A 14,792-nucleotide genomic window follows, 5' to 3' on the forward strand; every position below is an offset into this window, starting at 1 on the left:
TGGGTGGGCGCGCGCTTTCGAAAAAAATTCAGTGAAATCAGCTGACTACAGCAATACTCAAAAGAGCAGTGGCTGGCATGAAGCGTGCAATCCCTGATTTCAGGTGAGCACTTTATTCCGCATCAGGCACTTCCCGAGAATTCAGTGCTAGGAGCAACACCGTTGAACAACAGGATTCTGGTGGTTGAGGACGAGCATGTACTCGCGCAGAACTTCAAGGATTATCTGGAGTTGATGGGCCTTGAAGTATTGGTTTCGGATGACGGCCTGACAGCCATCAGCTTCGCCCGAATCTATGAGCCCGCGGCAATCGTCCTGGATTTTCGCCTGCCGGATATGGAGGGTTTTCAGGTGCTCGATGCGATTGGCAATGGCTGGGGGCGTAAATGTGTGCTGGTGACAGCGCAGCCGCTCGGGGAAGTCAGTGCCAAGGCCCTGCAACATGGTATCGAGCAGATATTGTTCAAGCCGTTTCCACTGAAAGACCTCGGTCGTGCAGTGAAAAACTTGATCGATAGAGGTGACAGCACTCACCGCTGAATCGTTGCTGGCAGACGAACACCCTCCGCTGCAAGGACGCAAATGTGGCCGTAACAGGTTCAAGCCCGCCAGGTTAAGTGCCTGGCAATGCAACGGGTTTGTGGTTTGCGCTGTGGAACTTGGAGGGTGCGGTATGGACAGGCTTTCCCTCGCTGTAGAGGCATCACCGGTTGCTGACCCGCTGCCAATTGAAACGCGTTTCGAGGCGGCGTTACTGGCTCGGGCGCGCGAGGAATCGGCTGGGCAGCAACGCACTGTCGATACGCTTGAAGCATTGGCCGGGCTTGAGTCGGCGCAGTTTGTCCGGCGCCTTGGCGCCACGCTGCACTATCCGGTTTTGACCTGCGACGCCTTGTTCGCCTGCATTCCTGCCTTCGACCGGGTGCCGCTGGCGCAGGCACTCAAACGTGATTTTGTCATGGTGCATCTGGGCAACACGCTGGTGGGCGTATTTGCCGACCCCTTCGATAATGCCCGCCTGGCCTGGATTGACGAGTGCCTCAATGGCGCGCCGCTGTATCTGGTGCACCCTGCGGATTTGAGCGGGTATCTGGCGCGTCAGGAAGAGAGCTACCACGCGGTCGATTCGCTCGACGCGCAAGACAGCGACGTAAGCGAGCTTGAAGATGTTGAAACGCTGTCGCTGGCGCGCATCAGCGAAGATTCAAGTGTGGTGGTCAAGCTGGTGAACTCCACGCTCTACGATGCGCTGAAAATCCACGCCAGCGATATTCATCTGGGCATGACCGGCAGCGGTCTGGTGATCAAATACCGGATTGACGGCGTACTCAACAGCATCAGCCGGGTGCAGGGTATCGAAACTGCCGAGCAGGTTATTTCCCGGGTCAAGGTGATGGCCGAGCTGGATATCGGTGAAAAGCGCGTGCCGCAGGATGGTCGCTTCAAGGTGTCGATCAATGGCCGCCAAATCGATTTTCGGGTGTCGATCATGCCCAGCATCTTTGGTGAAGATGCCGTTTTGCGGGTGCTCGACAAACAGGATCTGGCCGATCAGGTGCACGGTGTAAGCCTGGAGGCACTGGGCTTTGAAGCCGGCATCATGAAGAAACTCCGGCGTCTGGCGGCTGAGCCTTACGGCATGGTGCTGGTGACCGGGCCTACTGGTAGCGGCAAGACCACCACCTTGTACGCGATGATCACCGAGATCAATCACGGCGTGGATAAAATCATCACCATCGAAGACCCGGTTGAGTATGTACTGCCAGGGGTGTTGCAGATTCCGGTGAACGAGAAAAAGGGCCTGACGTTTGCCCGTGGCCTGCGCTCGATACTGCGCCACGACCCGGACAAGATCATGGTCGGTGAAATCCGTGACCCCGACACCGCGCAAATCGCCGTGCAATCCGCGCTCACCGGCCACCTTGTATTTACCACCATCCACGCCAACAACGTGTTCGATGTGATTGGCCGCTTCACTCAGATGGAAGTCGACCCCTACAGTTTTGTCGCCGCACTCAACGCGGTGCTGGCGCAGCGGCTGATCCGTCTGGTGTGCCCGACCTGCGCGCAAGCGGTAACGCCTTCAATTGAGGAGCTGCAAGCTTCCGGGATCAATCCTGAAGATGCCCCGCATTACCACTTTGTCCACGGCACCGGCTGCGGGCGCTGCCGTGGCACGGGCTATCGCGGGCGCACAGCGATTGCCGAACTGCTGCAACTCGACGATGAAATCCGCCAACTGATTATTGACCGTGAGCCCATCGCCAAGCTCAAGGAGCAGGCGTGCAAGCGCGGGCTGCGGTTGCTGCGCACAACTGCACTGGAGTTGGTGCGTGAGGGCAAAACCACCTTGGAGGAGATCAATCGTGTCACTTTTAGCGCGTGATTCCTTTGTCGCGGTGGTAACCCTGGAGCAGGCTGCCCTTTTTCGCCGTCACGGCCGTGAACTGCGCATGCTTGAACGCAAGGATGTGCAGCCTGCCGACGGGCGGGCGGCCGAATGGCCCGATGCGCTCAATGCGCTGCAACTGATACTGCATGTGCACAGCCGCAAGCGCGCTGAAATCACCGTGTTGTTGTCCAATCAGTTCATCCGTTTTTGCCTGGTGCCGTGGAGCGAGCACATCAGCACCCCGCAGGAGCTGCAGGGTTATGCGCGGATTTGCTTTGAAGAAATCTACGGCCAACTGGGCGAGGGCTGGAGCCTGACTCTTTCGCCGGAGCCTGCGGGTCAATCGCGTCTGGCCGCTGTGATGGCCGACACCATGGTTGAGCAACTGCGCACGATCGTCAGCCATGAAGGCATGCGACTGATCAGCTTGCAGCCTTATCTGATGGCCGCGTTCAATCATTTCCGCCATTCGTTGCGTAAAGATGATTTCGTGTTTCTCCTGGCCGAGCCCCACCGCAGCAATTTGATCCAGGCCCACGGTGGCCACTGGGTAAGCGTTCGCTCGATAAGCAGTGATGACTCCGACGCCAGCCTGAGTGCGCTGATCGCCCGTGAGCATGAACTGAAGATGCTGGAAAACCTCGATTTCGACTCGGTTTACCTGCATGCCCCGGCGCGCAACAGCAAGCCGCCACACCCGGTATGCGGCGTGAGTACGCATGCGCTGACGCTGCCGCTGCCAACGGGCGAGCGTGAAGATGCGTTGTTCAACATGGCCCGGGCGGTGGACTGAAATGCGCGAACTTCAGCTCGATTTTCAACCGCAGGCGATTGCATCCAGGCTGGGCTGGTCTTTGCTGGCATTGGGTGGCGCGCTGGCGGCAGCGATGCTGGTCACCCACCTGCTGGTGAGCAAGGCTGGCGACGTGGAGTCGGCCAAGTTGAGTTATATGCAGCAACAGTTGAACGGCGGCAAGCCGGCGAAAGCCTCCGTCGCCAGCAAGGGCAGGCAGGGTAGCGATGTCAGTATCGCCGAGATGCGGCGTATCTCTGCAGAGATGAACCTGCCCTGGAATGCCTTGTTCAACAGCCTCGAAAGCATGCCGCGTGACGACATCGCGCTGCTCTCGATAGCGCCGGATGCGCGCAAGCAGCAACTGCGCTTAACCGCCGAGGCGCGCAATCTGGAGGCCATGCTGGCCTTTCACCGCAGCCTGGAGAACACCCAACAATTACGTGATGTCTCGCTGTTAAGCCACGAAACCCTGACCCAGATGCCTGAGCGCCCGGTGCGTTTCAGCCTGTCCGCAACCTGGCTGGTGGAATAGTCATGGCTATCAATAAGCTCATCGCCTACGAATACATGCAGCGTCTGGGTTGGCCGGGCCTGGCGGGTATTGCCCTGATGCTGGTGGCGCTGCTGTATGCGTTGTTGGCGCTGTTACCGGCCCGCGAAAACCTCCAGCACATCAGCCTGCAAGTGGTGCAAACCCAGCAGTACCTGAACCAGATCAAAGACGGCATTTTGCCGCCGCCCACCGCTGAAGGCAGTGAGCTTGAAACCTTTCTCGGCATGCTTCCGCAGCAGGCCGAAGCAACACGGGCGATTGACCAGATCTACACCCAGGCGCAATTGCAGAACATTGCCCTGGCCCGCGGCGAATACTCACTCGGCGTCGATCCCAAAACACGCATGGCGCGCTACCAGATTCTGCTTCCGGTCAGTGGCAGTTATCCGCAGTTACGGCGCTTTTTGCACGCTGTACTGAGTCAGGTGCCGGCGCTGGTGCTGGAGAACGTAGACATCAAACGCAAGCAGATTGCCGACGTTCAGCTCGATGGACGGGTGCGCATGACGCTTTATTTGTCGAGGCGCATATGAACAGCCGTCGCGGGCTTTACTGGGCGATCTTTCTCGGCGCAGCAGCATTGGTTGCGCTGATCCCCGAGTACTTTTTTGCCGGTGATGACGAGTTGGCCGTTCAACCAACAGACCCGGCCTCGCGCCTGCAGAAACCATCCGTTGCGGCGCAGCAGGGCGAGCAAAACGGCGCAGGTTCCGGGGCTAAAAGCGCGCCTGCGAGTGTTCCGCAGGCGGATTTATTTGCCGTGCGCAGCTGGCGAGTTGTTCCCCAGTTCAAGCCGGTGGCTGTCGCGCCAGTCGCGCCTGTGGTCTACCGCCCCAGTGCGCCACCTTTACCTTTTCACTTCATCGGCAAACTTGAAGACCACTCCCGTTTGCAGGTGTTTTTGCAGGAGGGCGAGCAAGTGCATGTGGTGCGGGTTGGCGATGTGATTGGCGGTACCTACAAAGTGCAAAGGATCACGCAGGAGCAAATGACCCTGCTGTATCTGCCCTTGAAAATTTCCCAGTCTCTGGCTGTTGGGAGCACCTTATGAAGGCTACACGTCTGGCTTGCAAAAGCTTGTGTCTGGCGCTGATTCTGGTCGGTTGCGCGACTAACAAGGCCCATGATGATGGCATGCAGATGATCGAGGCTGGTCAGTACGAGGCAGGCCTCGCCCGGCTGGAGGAGGCCGCCCGCGAAGCACCGCGAGATACCCGCATCCAGATGACCCTGACCACCCAGCGCGCGCGAATTATCGAGACGCTGCTGAGTCAGGCCGATCAGGACTACACCCAGCGCAATTACACCATGGCGTTTCAGGGTTATCAGCGCGTGATGGGCATCGACCCGCAGAACTCCAGAGCGGCTGAGGGGCTGCGTCAGATTGCAGCGTTGAAGTCGATTGACGCGATGCTGGTGCAGGGCCAGACCTCGCTGCGCCGGGGCGATATTACCGGTGCGCAGCATCAGGTCAGAAACATTTACGCGCTCGACCCGCAGCACCAAGGCGCTCAGCAATTGCAGCGTGACATCGAACTGCTCCAGCGCCGCTCAGAGGCGCCTTATCCGCAGTTGCGTTCGCAGTTGAGCCGGCCGATCAATCTTGAGTTTCGCGACGCCAATCTCAAGGTCATCTTCGAGGTGCTGGCGAAAACCTCGGGGCTGAACTTCATCTTCGACAAGGATGTGCGGCCCGATGCCAAAGCCACCATTTTCGTGCGGCAGGTGCCGATAGAGTCGGCAATCGACTTGCTCCTGCAGCAGAGCCAGCTGCACCAGAAAGTGGTTAACGACACCACCATTTTGATCTACCCGGATTCTCCGCAAAAGCTCAAGGATTATCAGGATCTGGTGATGCGCACGTTCTACCTGACCAATATCGACGCCAACAGTGCGTTGAATATGGTCAAGACCATGCTCAAAACCCGCGATGTGTTTATTGATGAGCGCCTCAATACCTTAACCATGCGTGACACCATTGATGCCGTGCGCATGGCTGAAAAGCTGTTCCAGGCACAGGACCAGTCCAACCCGGAAGTGGTGCTGGAAGTCGAGGTCATGGAAGTCGCCACCCAGCGTATTCTCGATCTCGGTTTGCAATGGCCGAACACCTTCGGCGTGATCAACGATGACGGTTCGGCCGTGAGCATTCTTGATCAACTGCGCGGCATTGATTCGGGGCGGATCAGCATTTCGCCGTCGCCGCAGTTGCGTATCAATGCGCAGGATAACGACATCAATACCCTGGCCAGCCCGGTCATTCGCGTCAGCAACAACGAGCAGGCGCGCATCCACATTGGTCAGCGGGTGCCGATTATCAGCGCCACGTCGGTGCCGTCCACACAAGGGCCGGTGATTACTGAGAGCATCACTTATCTGGACGTCGGCCTTAAACTTGAAGTGCAGCCAACGGTTTACCTCAACGATGAAGTGGCGATCAAGATTGCCCTTGAAGTGAGTAACGCCACACCGCTTGAAGCCACGCGCCAGGGCACCATCCCGGTTCAGGTCGATACCCGCAACGCGACCACCACCTTGCGCCTGCGTGACGGTGAAACCCAGGTACTCGCCGGGTTGATGCGCAATGACCAGTTCTCCACCGGCAACAAGATTCCGGGGCTGGGTGATGTGCCGGGAGTTGGTCGCTTGTTTGGCAGCAATAAAGACACCAACAACAAGTCGGAGCTGGTGCTGTCGATTCGCCCGCGCATCGTGCGCAATCTGCCGTATCAGAGCCCCAGCGACATGGAGTTTGCCACCGGCACTGAGAGCAGCATGCGTGTGCAGTCGGCTTCGCGGTTCGGACAGATGGCCGATTACAGCGCACCGCCGAGTGCGCCGGCATACGTAACACCGGCTCCAGTTAGCACACCGGCAGTGCCTGCCAAGGCGCAACCGCTAGTCGTGCCGGTCAAGGCTGCCAGCGAAGATCTGCGCTTGAGCTGGGTCATGCCGAGCGAGATGCACGCCGGCGAGGAAGCGGTGTTCGTGCTCCAGGCGCAAGCCGGGCAACCGCTGCACAGTTCTTCCTTGCAATTGTCTTACGACCCCGCGCGGTTGAAGGTACTTGAGGTGCTTGAAGGCGGCTTGCTCCAGCACGACAGCGCACAAACATCATTCACGCCACGGCTTGATGAGCAGGCCGGTGTGGTTTCTGTCTCGCAAATTCGCAGCGGCGCGGCAGGTGCGACCGGTTCCGGCGGCCTGTTGCAAGTGCGGGTGCGGGCCCTGCAAAGCGCGGATGCGCAGGATCAGCAGGCCTCGATGCAAGTGATCAAATTTTCCGGCATCGGTCAGGACAAACGCTTGATTGCCGCCACGCTGCCAACGCAGCAGTTTGTCACTGTGAAACCTTGAGGCGGCTGCCATGAAACGAGCAACTCGCGGGTTCACCCTGATCGAAGTGGTCATCACCATGGCCCTGATCGCGTTGCTCGCCAGTATTGCCGCTCCTCTCACCGAGACAGTGGTACGCCGGGGCAAGGAGCAGGAGCTGAAAACCGCGCTGCACCAGCTACGCGATGCACTGGACGCCTACAAGATGGCCGCCGATGCCGGTCATATCGAGAAGTCGCTGTCCAGTTCGGGCTACCCCGAAAACCTCAGCGTTCTGGTCGACGGGGTGCGTGATCTGCGCGATGTGAAGGGCGGCAAGATCTATTTTTTGCGGCGCATTCCGCGTGATCCATTCGCCCCGCCACAACAGGACATCGCCGAGGTCTGGGGGCTGCGGTCCTACGACAGCCCGGCGGATGATCCGCGCTCCGGCGAGGATGTGTTCGATGTTTATTCGCAGTCCCGGCTGGTCGGGCTCAATTCGATTCCCTATTCGGAGTGGTAATGCGATGCGCAGGCATGCAGGTTTCACCCTTATAGAACTGCTGGTGGTGATGTCGATCATCGCGATGCTGATGACGATTGCGGTGCCACGTTACTTTTCCAGTTTCGATAACTCCAAGGAAACCACGCTGCGCCAAAGCCTGGCGGTGATGCGTGACTCGCTGGATCAGTATTACGGCGACAAAGGTCATTACCCTGAGTCGATTGAGGAGTTGGTCGAGCAGCGTTACTTGCGCAACATGCCGCTCGATCCGATCACCGAACGCAGCGATTTGTGGGTGATTGTGCCGCCGCCAGAAGGCGTGAGCGGCTCAGTTGGCGATATTAAAAGCGGCGCGAGTGGCAAGGCGCGGGATGGGAGCTTGTATGCGCAGTGGTGATTTTGGCCGGCGGCAACAGGGCTTCAGCTACTTTGCCGTGCTGTTTCTGATCGTGCTTATGGGCACTGCGCTGGCTGGTGCCGGGCAACTCTGGTCAACCACCAGCCAGCGCCTGCGTGAACAGGATTTGCTTTGGGTGGGCAGCCAATATGCCCAGGCGCTGCGCCACTATTATCAAGTATCGCCAGGCGTTGCCCAGTACCCGCAAACCCTTGACGAGCTGATTGAAGACCCGCGTTTTCCGTCTCGCCAGCGGCATTTGCGCAAGCTCTATGCCGACCCGATAACTGGCAGCAACGACTGGGGCTTGATCCAGTCGTTTGATGGGCGGATTGCCGGCGTGTACAGCCGCTCGGAACAGGCGCCGATGAAGCAAGCGCAATTCCCGGCGCAGTGGGTCGATTTTGAAGGGATGAAACACTATTCGGACTGGCAGTTTGTCGCCGATAAGTCATTCATGCAGGGGCTCAGCCAGAACACCCCGGCAAACCCGAATAAGGCGCAACTGCCTTGAGGGGCTGACGATGTTCCGTTCGCCATTGGCGCATCAGTGTCTGTTGAACAGCGGCCTTATTGTCTGCTTGAGCCTGGGCCTGTTGACGCCTGCGCAAGCCAGCAGTGAAGACGAACTCAAGGGCTTCATTGTCGATAACAGTATTTCCAACATTGGTCATGAGTTTTACCGCTTCTTCACCGAACGCCTGCGCGATACCAGCCGCATGGATTTCAATCTGGTGGTACGCGAGCGACCTTCCGCACGCTGGGGCAGCCTGATCTGGATCGAATATGAAGGGCGCATCCTTTACCGGCGTTTCCTTGCGCCGAATACCGCCGAGTTGCAGCCCACAGCTTATGAAGCGGCCGATTTTATTCAGGAAGAAATTACCCGGCAGAAAATCGAATACCTGCTGCAAGACACCATCGACATGGATAAGGACGAGCTATGAACAGTAAGCATATAGCCTTGAGTGCCAGCTTCAGCATCCTGGTATCGAGTGCTGCGGCGCTGGCCACCGAGTTGGTTTATACGCCGGTGAACCCGACCTTTGGTGGCAACCCGTTAAACGGCACCTGGCTGCTGAACCGGGCACAGGCGCAGAACGATTACGACGACCCCGACGCGATAGATCGCTCATCGTTCACCGGCACCACGGCGCTTGAACGGTTCAGCAGTCAGTTGGAGTCGCGCCTGCTTTCGCAACTGCTCACCAACATTGAAGCTGGCAATACCGGCAGCCTTTCGACTGATTCATTCCTTATCGACTTTGTGGATGTTGATGGCGCTTTGAGCGTGCAGATCACCGACAAGTTGACCGGTGAAATTTCAGTCATCGAAGTCAACGGCCTCAACGCCAACTAAGTTCAGCGTGCCCAAGGATGCCCGGACCATGAAAAAAACAATGCTGTTGGTCATGATGGTAGCTGCATTACACGGTTGTGCCGTTCGCGAGCCAATGCCCGCCGAGGTGGAGGAAGACACGCCGACCCTGACCCCACGCGCCTCGACTTATTACGATCTGCTGGCGCTGCCCCGGCCAAGAGGCCGTTTGGTCGCAGCGGTTTATGGTTTTCGCGATCAGACCGGGCAGTACAAACCGACCCCGGCCAGCTCATTTTCAACCAGTGTCACCCAAGGTGCGGGCAGCATGCTGGTGGATGCCTTGCAAGCCAGCGGCTGGTTCCGTGTGCTGGAACGCGAAGGACTGCAAAACGTGCTGACTGAACGCAAGATCATCCGCGCCTCGCAGAACAAACCCAATACCCCGGTGAATATCCAGAACGAGTTGCCGCCGCTGCAAGCGGCCAACATTTTGCTGGAGGGCGGCATTATTGCCTACGACACCAACGTGCGGTCGGGGGGCGAGGGCGCGGCGTATCTGGGCATCAGTCTGGGCCGCGAATACCGGGTCGATCAGGTGTCGGTGAACCTGCGCGCAGTCGATGTGCGCACCGGCATGGTTTTGGCCAATGTGATGACCTCGAAAACCATCTACTCAGTGGCGCGCAATGCCGGGGTCTTCAAGTTTGTCGAGTTCAAGAAACTACTCGAAGCCGAGGCCGGATACACCACCAATGAGCCAGCGCAGCTGTGTGTGTTGTCGGCCATTGAAGCGGCGGTTGCGCATATCGTCGTGCAAGGCGTTAACAGCAACCTGTGGCAGATGGCAGACGGTCAAAAGCTCGATCAAACCTCGCTGGACAAGTACCTCACCCAAGTGCAATAGCACGCATAACCTTTGCGTCTGGCGATCTTCGCCCGGCGCAAACGCGACCCGATGCAGTGAATATATCTGCGTTCGCTTAATAACTGACTTCTTAGTTACCGGCCGCATCTTGTGCAGGGCCGTTGCCTCGCCTGCGCCGCGCCGTAATCAAAGTTAAACACCCACGGCCGTGGGCCTCAGCCACAGAAGTTAAGCGTTATTAAAGGGCGGGGCAGGGAAGGCGTTAAATCCATGGGCTGAACACAAGACTGCCGCCAAAGTGGCGGCAGTCTTTAACACCTCAACACGCGAGGTGGATGGTTATTGCTGAACCGCGTTAGCGGTGTTGCCGTTACCGTTCTGGGTAATGGTGGAGATCATGTTATTGCCCGACTGAGTCACCGTGGCGCTGTTGAATGAGCCTGCCTGGAAGACTGACGAGAGGTTGGCGTTGTCAGTCTGGCTGACCACGATGCTGTTATCACTGCCAATCGATTGCTCGGTGAGCGACTGGTTATTGGCCCCCGACTGGGTAATTTCGACGCTGCTGAAATCAGCCGTCGAGGTGCCGTCTACCAAGTTGTCGGTGCCAGTCTGGTCAACCAACAGTTGGTTGCCTTCACCGTCCTGGGAGAAATACAGCTCATTCGATGTGCCTCCCTGGCTGGTTTCCATCGAGTTTTCACTGCCTGTCTGATTCAGCACTGCGAGTTGCTGGAGGCCGTCTTGAGTCAGGGTGATGGCGTTGAATTCGCCGTTTTGGGTCAGGGTTGCAGTTTGTCCAGTACCATATTGGCCATTTGAGCCTGAGACGATGCCGGCGTAGACCTCGTTACCAGTACCAGTCGAGTTGACGGTCAGCACGTGTCCAGTGCCTTCCTGATAGGCTTCGGCGTAGTTGACGCTGCCGTTTTGCGTCAGTGACGCCGTCATCATGCTTGCATTGTATTGCTCGGCCGCCAGTTCGTTGCCATTACCAATCTGGGTGATGGTCAGTAGGTTGTCGGTGCCCGCAGTCTGATCGATTTGAGCACCGTTCAAGTTGCCGGTCTGAGTCAACGTGTAATGACTATTCATTTGAGCACTTTGAAAGGCATCGACCACGTTCTGCGCGCCAACTTGATCCACTGTGGCCGTGGTGAAGTCGCCTTCGTCCTGATAAATGAACGCCTCGTTTGCATCGCCGTTTTGATTGATGGTCATCTGGCTGTCACGCTGAAGAAAGCTGTCCGTGGAGGCCATGTTGCCGCTGCCGCGCTGGTCGATAGTGGCGTTGTTGCGCTCACCGTCGGCTTGATACTGATCGGCCTCGTTGGCATTGCCGCGCTGCCTTAGGTGCATCTCACTGTTGGTTTCGAATAACTGCGTGCCACTGCCAAAGTGCGACGAGCCGCCCTGATTGGAGCGGATCAAGTTGTCACTACCGCCCTCCTGGAAATTCGCTGATCCCTGAAGGGAGCCATTCTGGACCTGCACCGAGCGGCTGCGGCTTTCGCCACTTTGCAGTACAAAGCTGTCGTTGGTATCACCCGACTGGGTTTGCTCAGCGCGGTTGCGGCCAAACTCTTGCTCGATCCAGCCGATCTGCCCGCTGCCGTCCTGGGTCTGAGTAGCCTGGCTGCGACCGGCCTGAGTCTGGAACACATCGGCGATATGATCTTCGCCCTCTTGAGTCTGGGTTGAAGTGCTGTTGTTTGCGAGTGCAGGCAGGCTCACGATGGCCAGAACTGCGACAGCAAGTGGTTTGAACTGGAACATGGCATTGCCTCCTGGTTTTAGCGTGCTCTTCGAGCAATAGGATCGATTAAGCACTTTCAACGGTACTGGTAGAGCTTCACGCTCTGGTTGTTTCCATACTGGGCGATACTGCTGGCTTGCCCAGTGCCTGTTTGTTCGATCAGTGCGCTGTTGTAGGCACCGTTTTGGCTGATCTGCGCCTGGTTATAGGCACCGCTTTGGCTGATATAAGCCTCGTTGGCATAACCCTGCTGTGTGATTGAAGCCATTTGCCCAATGCCTTCCTGCAGGATGTAGGCTTCCTGATTACTGCCCGATTGCACGATCTCGCCCAGTATCGACTGGCCATGCTGTGCAATCAGCGCCACATTGTTCTGGCCGTCCTGGCTGATCAACGCGAGCTGGTTTGCAGTTAACTGGCTGGGCGTGGCGATATCGCTCGAGCTGTCAGCCAGGTCAAAGTTGTCGGCGAGGTCGGCGGCCTGTACCGCGTTAAGCTGCCCGCAAAACCCCAGTAAAATGGCGGAGAGTTGGCTTGCTAATCTTGGCCTTTGCATGCTCAACCCTCCTGCTGTTTTGCCCGGCTGTTGCGGTGCGCGGTAAGACGCACCTCAACCACTGAGCGACTGCTTAACGCACATCCAATGCTTGCTGAACCACCGTGCCGACTGAAGACCTGACCGAGATCACCGGATTGGCGCTTGGCACTACTTCTGTCGAGGTCAGCGATAGCCGCCAGCGGCCGGTGCCCGGAACAGCCGTCGTGCCCAGTTCCTGCAGGCCATTGGCGGTGGTCACGCTGATAGTCATCACGTTGCCATTGGTGATCGACGTCTGGCCGCGGATGTCCCACGTGAAGCGATTGTTCGAGCGCGGGGTGACCTGTGCGGTGGTGACCGTCAGGTTTTCCACAACGGCCGGTGGCAGTGGCGGATTAACCGTGACGCTGACCGACGCCGGCACTGATACCGCGCCCAGTGAATCGCGGGCGGTGTAGCTGAATGTCGTGGTGAACGCCGTCGTTACCGTGGCCGGCGGGGTGTAGGTCAGCGTTGTGCCATTGCTGGTCACGCTGCCCTGGCCGGCGGCGGGTTGGCCGAAGCCGTTAATGCTAAGCGGCACGTTGCCTTCCGGGTCGGTGTCGTTGGCCAGCACATCAATGGTGATCGGCGCATTGAGTGTGGTTACAGCGTCGTTGACCACAGTTGGCGGCAGGTTCGGGCTGACGGTAACGGTCACGGTCGCCGGTGTTGCCGACTTGTCGCCGAGTGCATCCTGCACGGAGTAGCTGAACGTCACGGTGAGTGGCGTGGTGACGTTTAACGGCGGGGTATACAACACCGAGGTTGTGCCATTCAGCGCAACACTGCCCAAACCGGTGGCGGGCTGACCCAGGTCGACAATGGTCAACGGCGTGTTGTCGTCCGGGTCGCTGTCATTGGCCAGCAGGTTGATTGAAATTGGCACGCCTGATGAGGTCGCCGCCGCATCATCCACTGCAACCGGCAACTCATTGTCGGTTGGTGCTGGCGCCGTACCCACGACCCTGACCATTTCGGTATCGCTGCCGCCAGCTGCCGATTTGACCGTGACGGTGGCAGGCGGCTGGCTGAGGTCGCTGACTTCGAGGGTTTGCTGAGTCCCCGATTTCGACAGCCTGCCGAAGCCGGGCGCGGCCAGATCTGGCACCTGTACCTCGTCACTGGACGTGGCCGTGACGCGCAGCGTTTGGTCATCCCACGAGTAGGTTGCAGTGCTGATTTTAACGACGTCAGCCAGTTTGCTTGAGAGCGATGTCTGCTGCTTGGCGCCGCTCGGGTCCACGCTCGTGGCCACAATAAAGGGTGGCAGCGTTGTTGCCGCCGAATTATGGCCAAAGTACTTGCCGCTGTTATTGGCCGTCATGTCGGTCAGGCAAGGAGAAGGCGGCAGGCCATCCACCAGATCGAGGGTTTCGCGGAAGCAAACGTCACTGTTGGACGCCGAATCTGCGAACACACTTATCTGGGTGCCACTCGTGGTGCGCCGGTAGGTTGCACGTTCGATTTCCAGCGGCAGCGGATCACGCGGATCAGACAGTTTGCCCGACACGCTGAACAGGCTGGTTTCGAGCACCCCGGCCGGGCCTTCAATTCTGACGAAGTTGGTGTTGAACGGGCTGCCGGTGACGGCTTCGGTAATGTTGGGGTTACCGATAAATGTCTCGGTCTGCCCCGTTTCCGGGTTCTGCGCCAGATATGGCCCACCCACTCCATGCAGGAACGGGCCAATGTCACCGCCCAGTGCGCCGCTGAAGTCGCCGGGCGCTCCGATGCCGATGTCGCGGGTCATGTTGATGGCGCGACGTCCTGGCGTGGTCACATTGAAGGTGTCGACGCCATACGGGTGAGTCACGGTGTAAGTTCCGGCGACTGGCACGCTGATGCGTATACGAATCCGCGCAAAGCTCACCTGATCGCCAGGTAATGGATCACCACCACCAAACGCGGCTTCAATACCGGCCACATAGGCGTCCATTTCATAGCCTGCCACCGCACCTTCCGGGATGGTGGTTTCGGCCAGGAACCAGAATGACTCGTCTGGCCAGTTGTCGGGGAAGACTATGGGTTTGGTGTCATCGAAGATACCCGGGTTGGGCAGCAGGATGCAGAGGTAACCTGCTCCCGGTGTGAGCTCGGCCTTGGACAGGCAGAGATCGAGGCGCTCGGCCTCCGGCTCACTGGTATCTTCATACCATGCGGGGTAGCCGCCGGTTGCCGGGGTGTAGGGTGGCGGGGCGACCGCACCCAACTCAGCCTGAGCATTGCTGATGGCAAGAGCGATCAGGCTCAGGGATGAGATAAACATGCAGGGCAACTTGTTCATGATGCCTCCTGGCGCAAATTCTGAT

15 protein-coding genes and 1 pseudogene are annotated in these 14,792 nt (G+C 58.3%); 13 read left to right on the plus strand and 3 right to left on the minus strand.

Annotation, left to right across the window (positions count from 1 at the left end; all coding sequences use genetic code 11):
- Positions 1–162 precede the first annotated feature (162 nt).
- The 13 genes and pseudogenes from PMYSY11_RS06920 (at position 163) to PMYSY11_RS06980 (ending at position 10,186) form a co-directional block, all read left to right on the plus strand.
- Positions 163–540 (plus strand): response regulator, encoded by a 378-nt coding sequence (locus PMYSY11_RS06920; RefSeq protein ID WP_069901555.1) that lies wholly within the window; start codon positions 163–165, stop codon positions 538–540.
- A gap of 133 nt (positions 541–673) precedes the next feature.
- Positions 674–2,386: a GspE/PulE family protein gene (locus tag PMYSY11_RS06925; RefSeq protein ID WP_150548695.1), complete on the plus strand. Its 1,713-nt coding sequence runs from the start codon at positions 674–676 to the stop codon at positions 2,384–2,386.
- Complete coding sequence (locus PMYSY11_RS06930) at positions 2,367–3,185, plus strand: hypothetical protein (RefSeq protein ID WP_150548696.1); 819 nt, start codon at positions 2,367–2,369, stop codon at positions 3,183–3,185. The genes PMYSY11_RS06925 and PMYSY11_RS06930 overlap by 20 nt, the downstream gene beginning before the upstream one ends.
- A 1-nt stretch (position 3,186) precedes the next feature.
- Positions 3,187–3,720, plus strand: a complete 534-nt coding sequence (locus tag PMYSY11_RS06935; RefSeq protein ID WP_150548697.1) for a PilN domain-containing protein — start codon at positions 3,187–3,189, stop codon at positions 3,718–3,720.
- A gap of 2 nt (positions 3,721–3,722) precedes the next feature.
- Positions 3,723–4,274, plus strand: a complete 552-nt coding sequence (locus PMYSY11_RS06940; RefSeq protein WP_150548698.1) for a pilus assembly protein PilO — start codon at positions 3,723–3,725, stop codon at positions 4,272–4,274.
- Complete coding sequence (locus PMYSY11_RS06945) at positions 4,271–4,792, plus strand: hypothetical protein (protein WP_150548699.1); 522 nt, start codon at positions 4,271–4,273, stop codon at positions 4,790–4,792. The genes PMYSY11_RS06940 and PMYSY11_RS06945 overlap by 4 nt, the downstream gene beginning before the upstream one ends.
- Positions 4,789–6,639: pseudogene (locus PMYSY11_RS06950) on the plus strand (secretin and TonB N-terminal domain-containing protein); the annotation flags it as partial. The gene PMYSY11_RS06945 and the pseudogene PMYSY11_RS06950, both read left to right, overlap by 4 nt.
- Positions 6,640–7,108: 469 nt before the next feature.
- Entirely contained in the window at positions 7,109–7,582 is a 474-nt protein-coding gene (locus PMYSY11_RS06955; RefSeq protein WP_069901561.1) for a type II secretion system protein, read from the plus strand.
- Positions 7,583–7,586: 4 nt separating this feature from the next.
- Positions 7,587–7,961: a type II secretion system protein gene (locus PMYSY11_RS06960; RefSeq protein ID WP_069901562.1), complete on the plus strand. Its 375-nt coding sequence runs from the start codon at positions 7,587–7,589 to the stop codon at positions 7,959–7,961.
- Positions 7,948–8,475: a type II secretion system protein gene (locus PMYSY11_RS06965; protein ID WP_150548700.1), complete on the plus strand. Its 528-nt coding sequence runs from the start codon at positions 7,948–7,950 to the stop codon at positions 8,473–8,475. The genes PMYSY11_RS06960 and PMYSY11_RS06965 overlap by 14 nt, the downstream gene beginning before the upstream one ends.
- A gap of 10 nt (positions 8,476–8,485) precedes the next feature.
- Positions 8,486–8,908, plus strand: coding sequence for a curli production assembly/transport protein CsgE (gene csgE / locus PMYSY11_RS06970; protein ID WP_150548701.1), 423 nt, complete (start codon positions 8,486–8,488; stop codon positions 8,906–8,908).
- Entirely contained in the window at positions 8,905–9,321 is a 417-nt protein-coding gene (locus PMYSY11_RS06975; RefSeq protein WP_069901565.1) for a curli assembly protein CsgF, read from the plus strand. Before csgE ends, PMYSY11_RS06975 begins: the two co-directional genes overlap by 4 nt.
- A 28-nt stretch (positions 9,322–9,349) precedes the next feature.
- The gene (locus tag PMYSY11_RS06980; protein ID WP_090513314.1) at positions 9,350–10,186 is read left to right on the plus strand and encodes a CsgG/HfaB family protein; all 837 of its coding nucleotides are present in this window, start codon (positions 9,350–9,352) and stop codon (positions 10,184–10,186) included.
- A gap of 300 nt (positions 10,187–10,486) precedes the next feature.
- Here PMYSY11_RS06980 and PMYSY11_RS06985 read toward each other — a convergent pair whose 3' ends face one another.
- The 3 genes from PMYSY11_RS06985 to PMYSY11_RS06995 all read right to left on the minus strand — a co-directional run bounded on the left by PMYSY11_RS06985 (position 10,487) and on the right by PMYSY11_RS06995 (position 14,767).
- Positions 10,487–11,923, minus strand: coding sequence for a hypothetical protein (locus PMYSY11_RS06985; protein ID WP_150548702.1), 1,437 nt, complete (start codon positions 11,921–11,923; stop codon positions 10,487–10,489).
- Between the two features lie 56 nt (positions 11,924–11,979).
- Positions 11,980–12,459 carry a curlin gene (locus PMYSY11_RS06990; RefSeq protein ID WP_150548703.1) on the minus strand — a complete coding sequence of 160 codons (480 nt, stop codon included), beginning with the start codon at positions 12,457–12,459 and terminating at the stop codon, positions 11,980–11,982.
- 73 nt (positions 12,460–12,532) lie between these two features.
- Positions 12,533–14,767, minus strand: a complete 2,235-nt coding sequence (locus PMYSY11_RS06995; protein WP_150548704.1) for an Ig-like domain-containing protein — start codon at positions 14,765–14,767, stop codon at positions 12,533–12,535.
- Positions 14,768–14,792 lie beyond the last annotated feature (25 nt).

It is taken from the genome of Pseudomonas marincola (assembly GCF_900682675.2).
Classification (GTDB): domain Bacteria; phylum Pseudomonadota; class Gammaproteobacteria; order Pseudomonadales; family Pseudomonadaceae; genus Aquipseudomonas; species Aquipseudomonas marincola.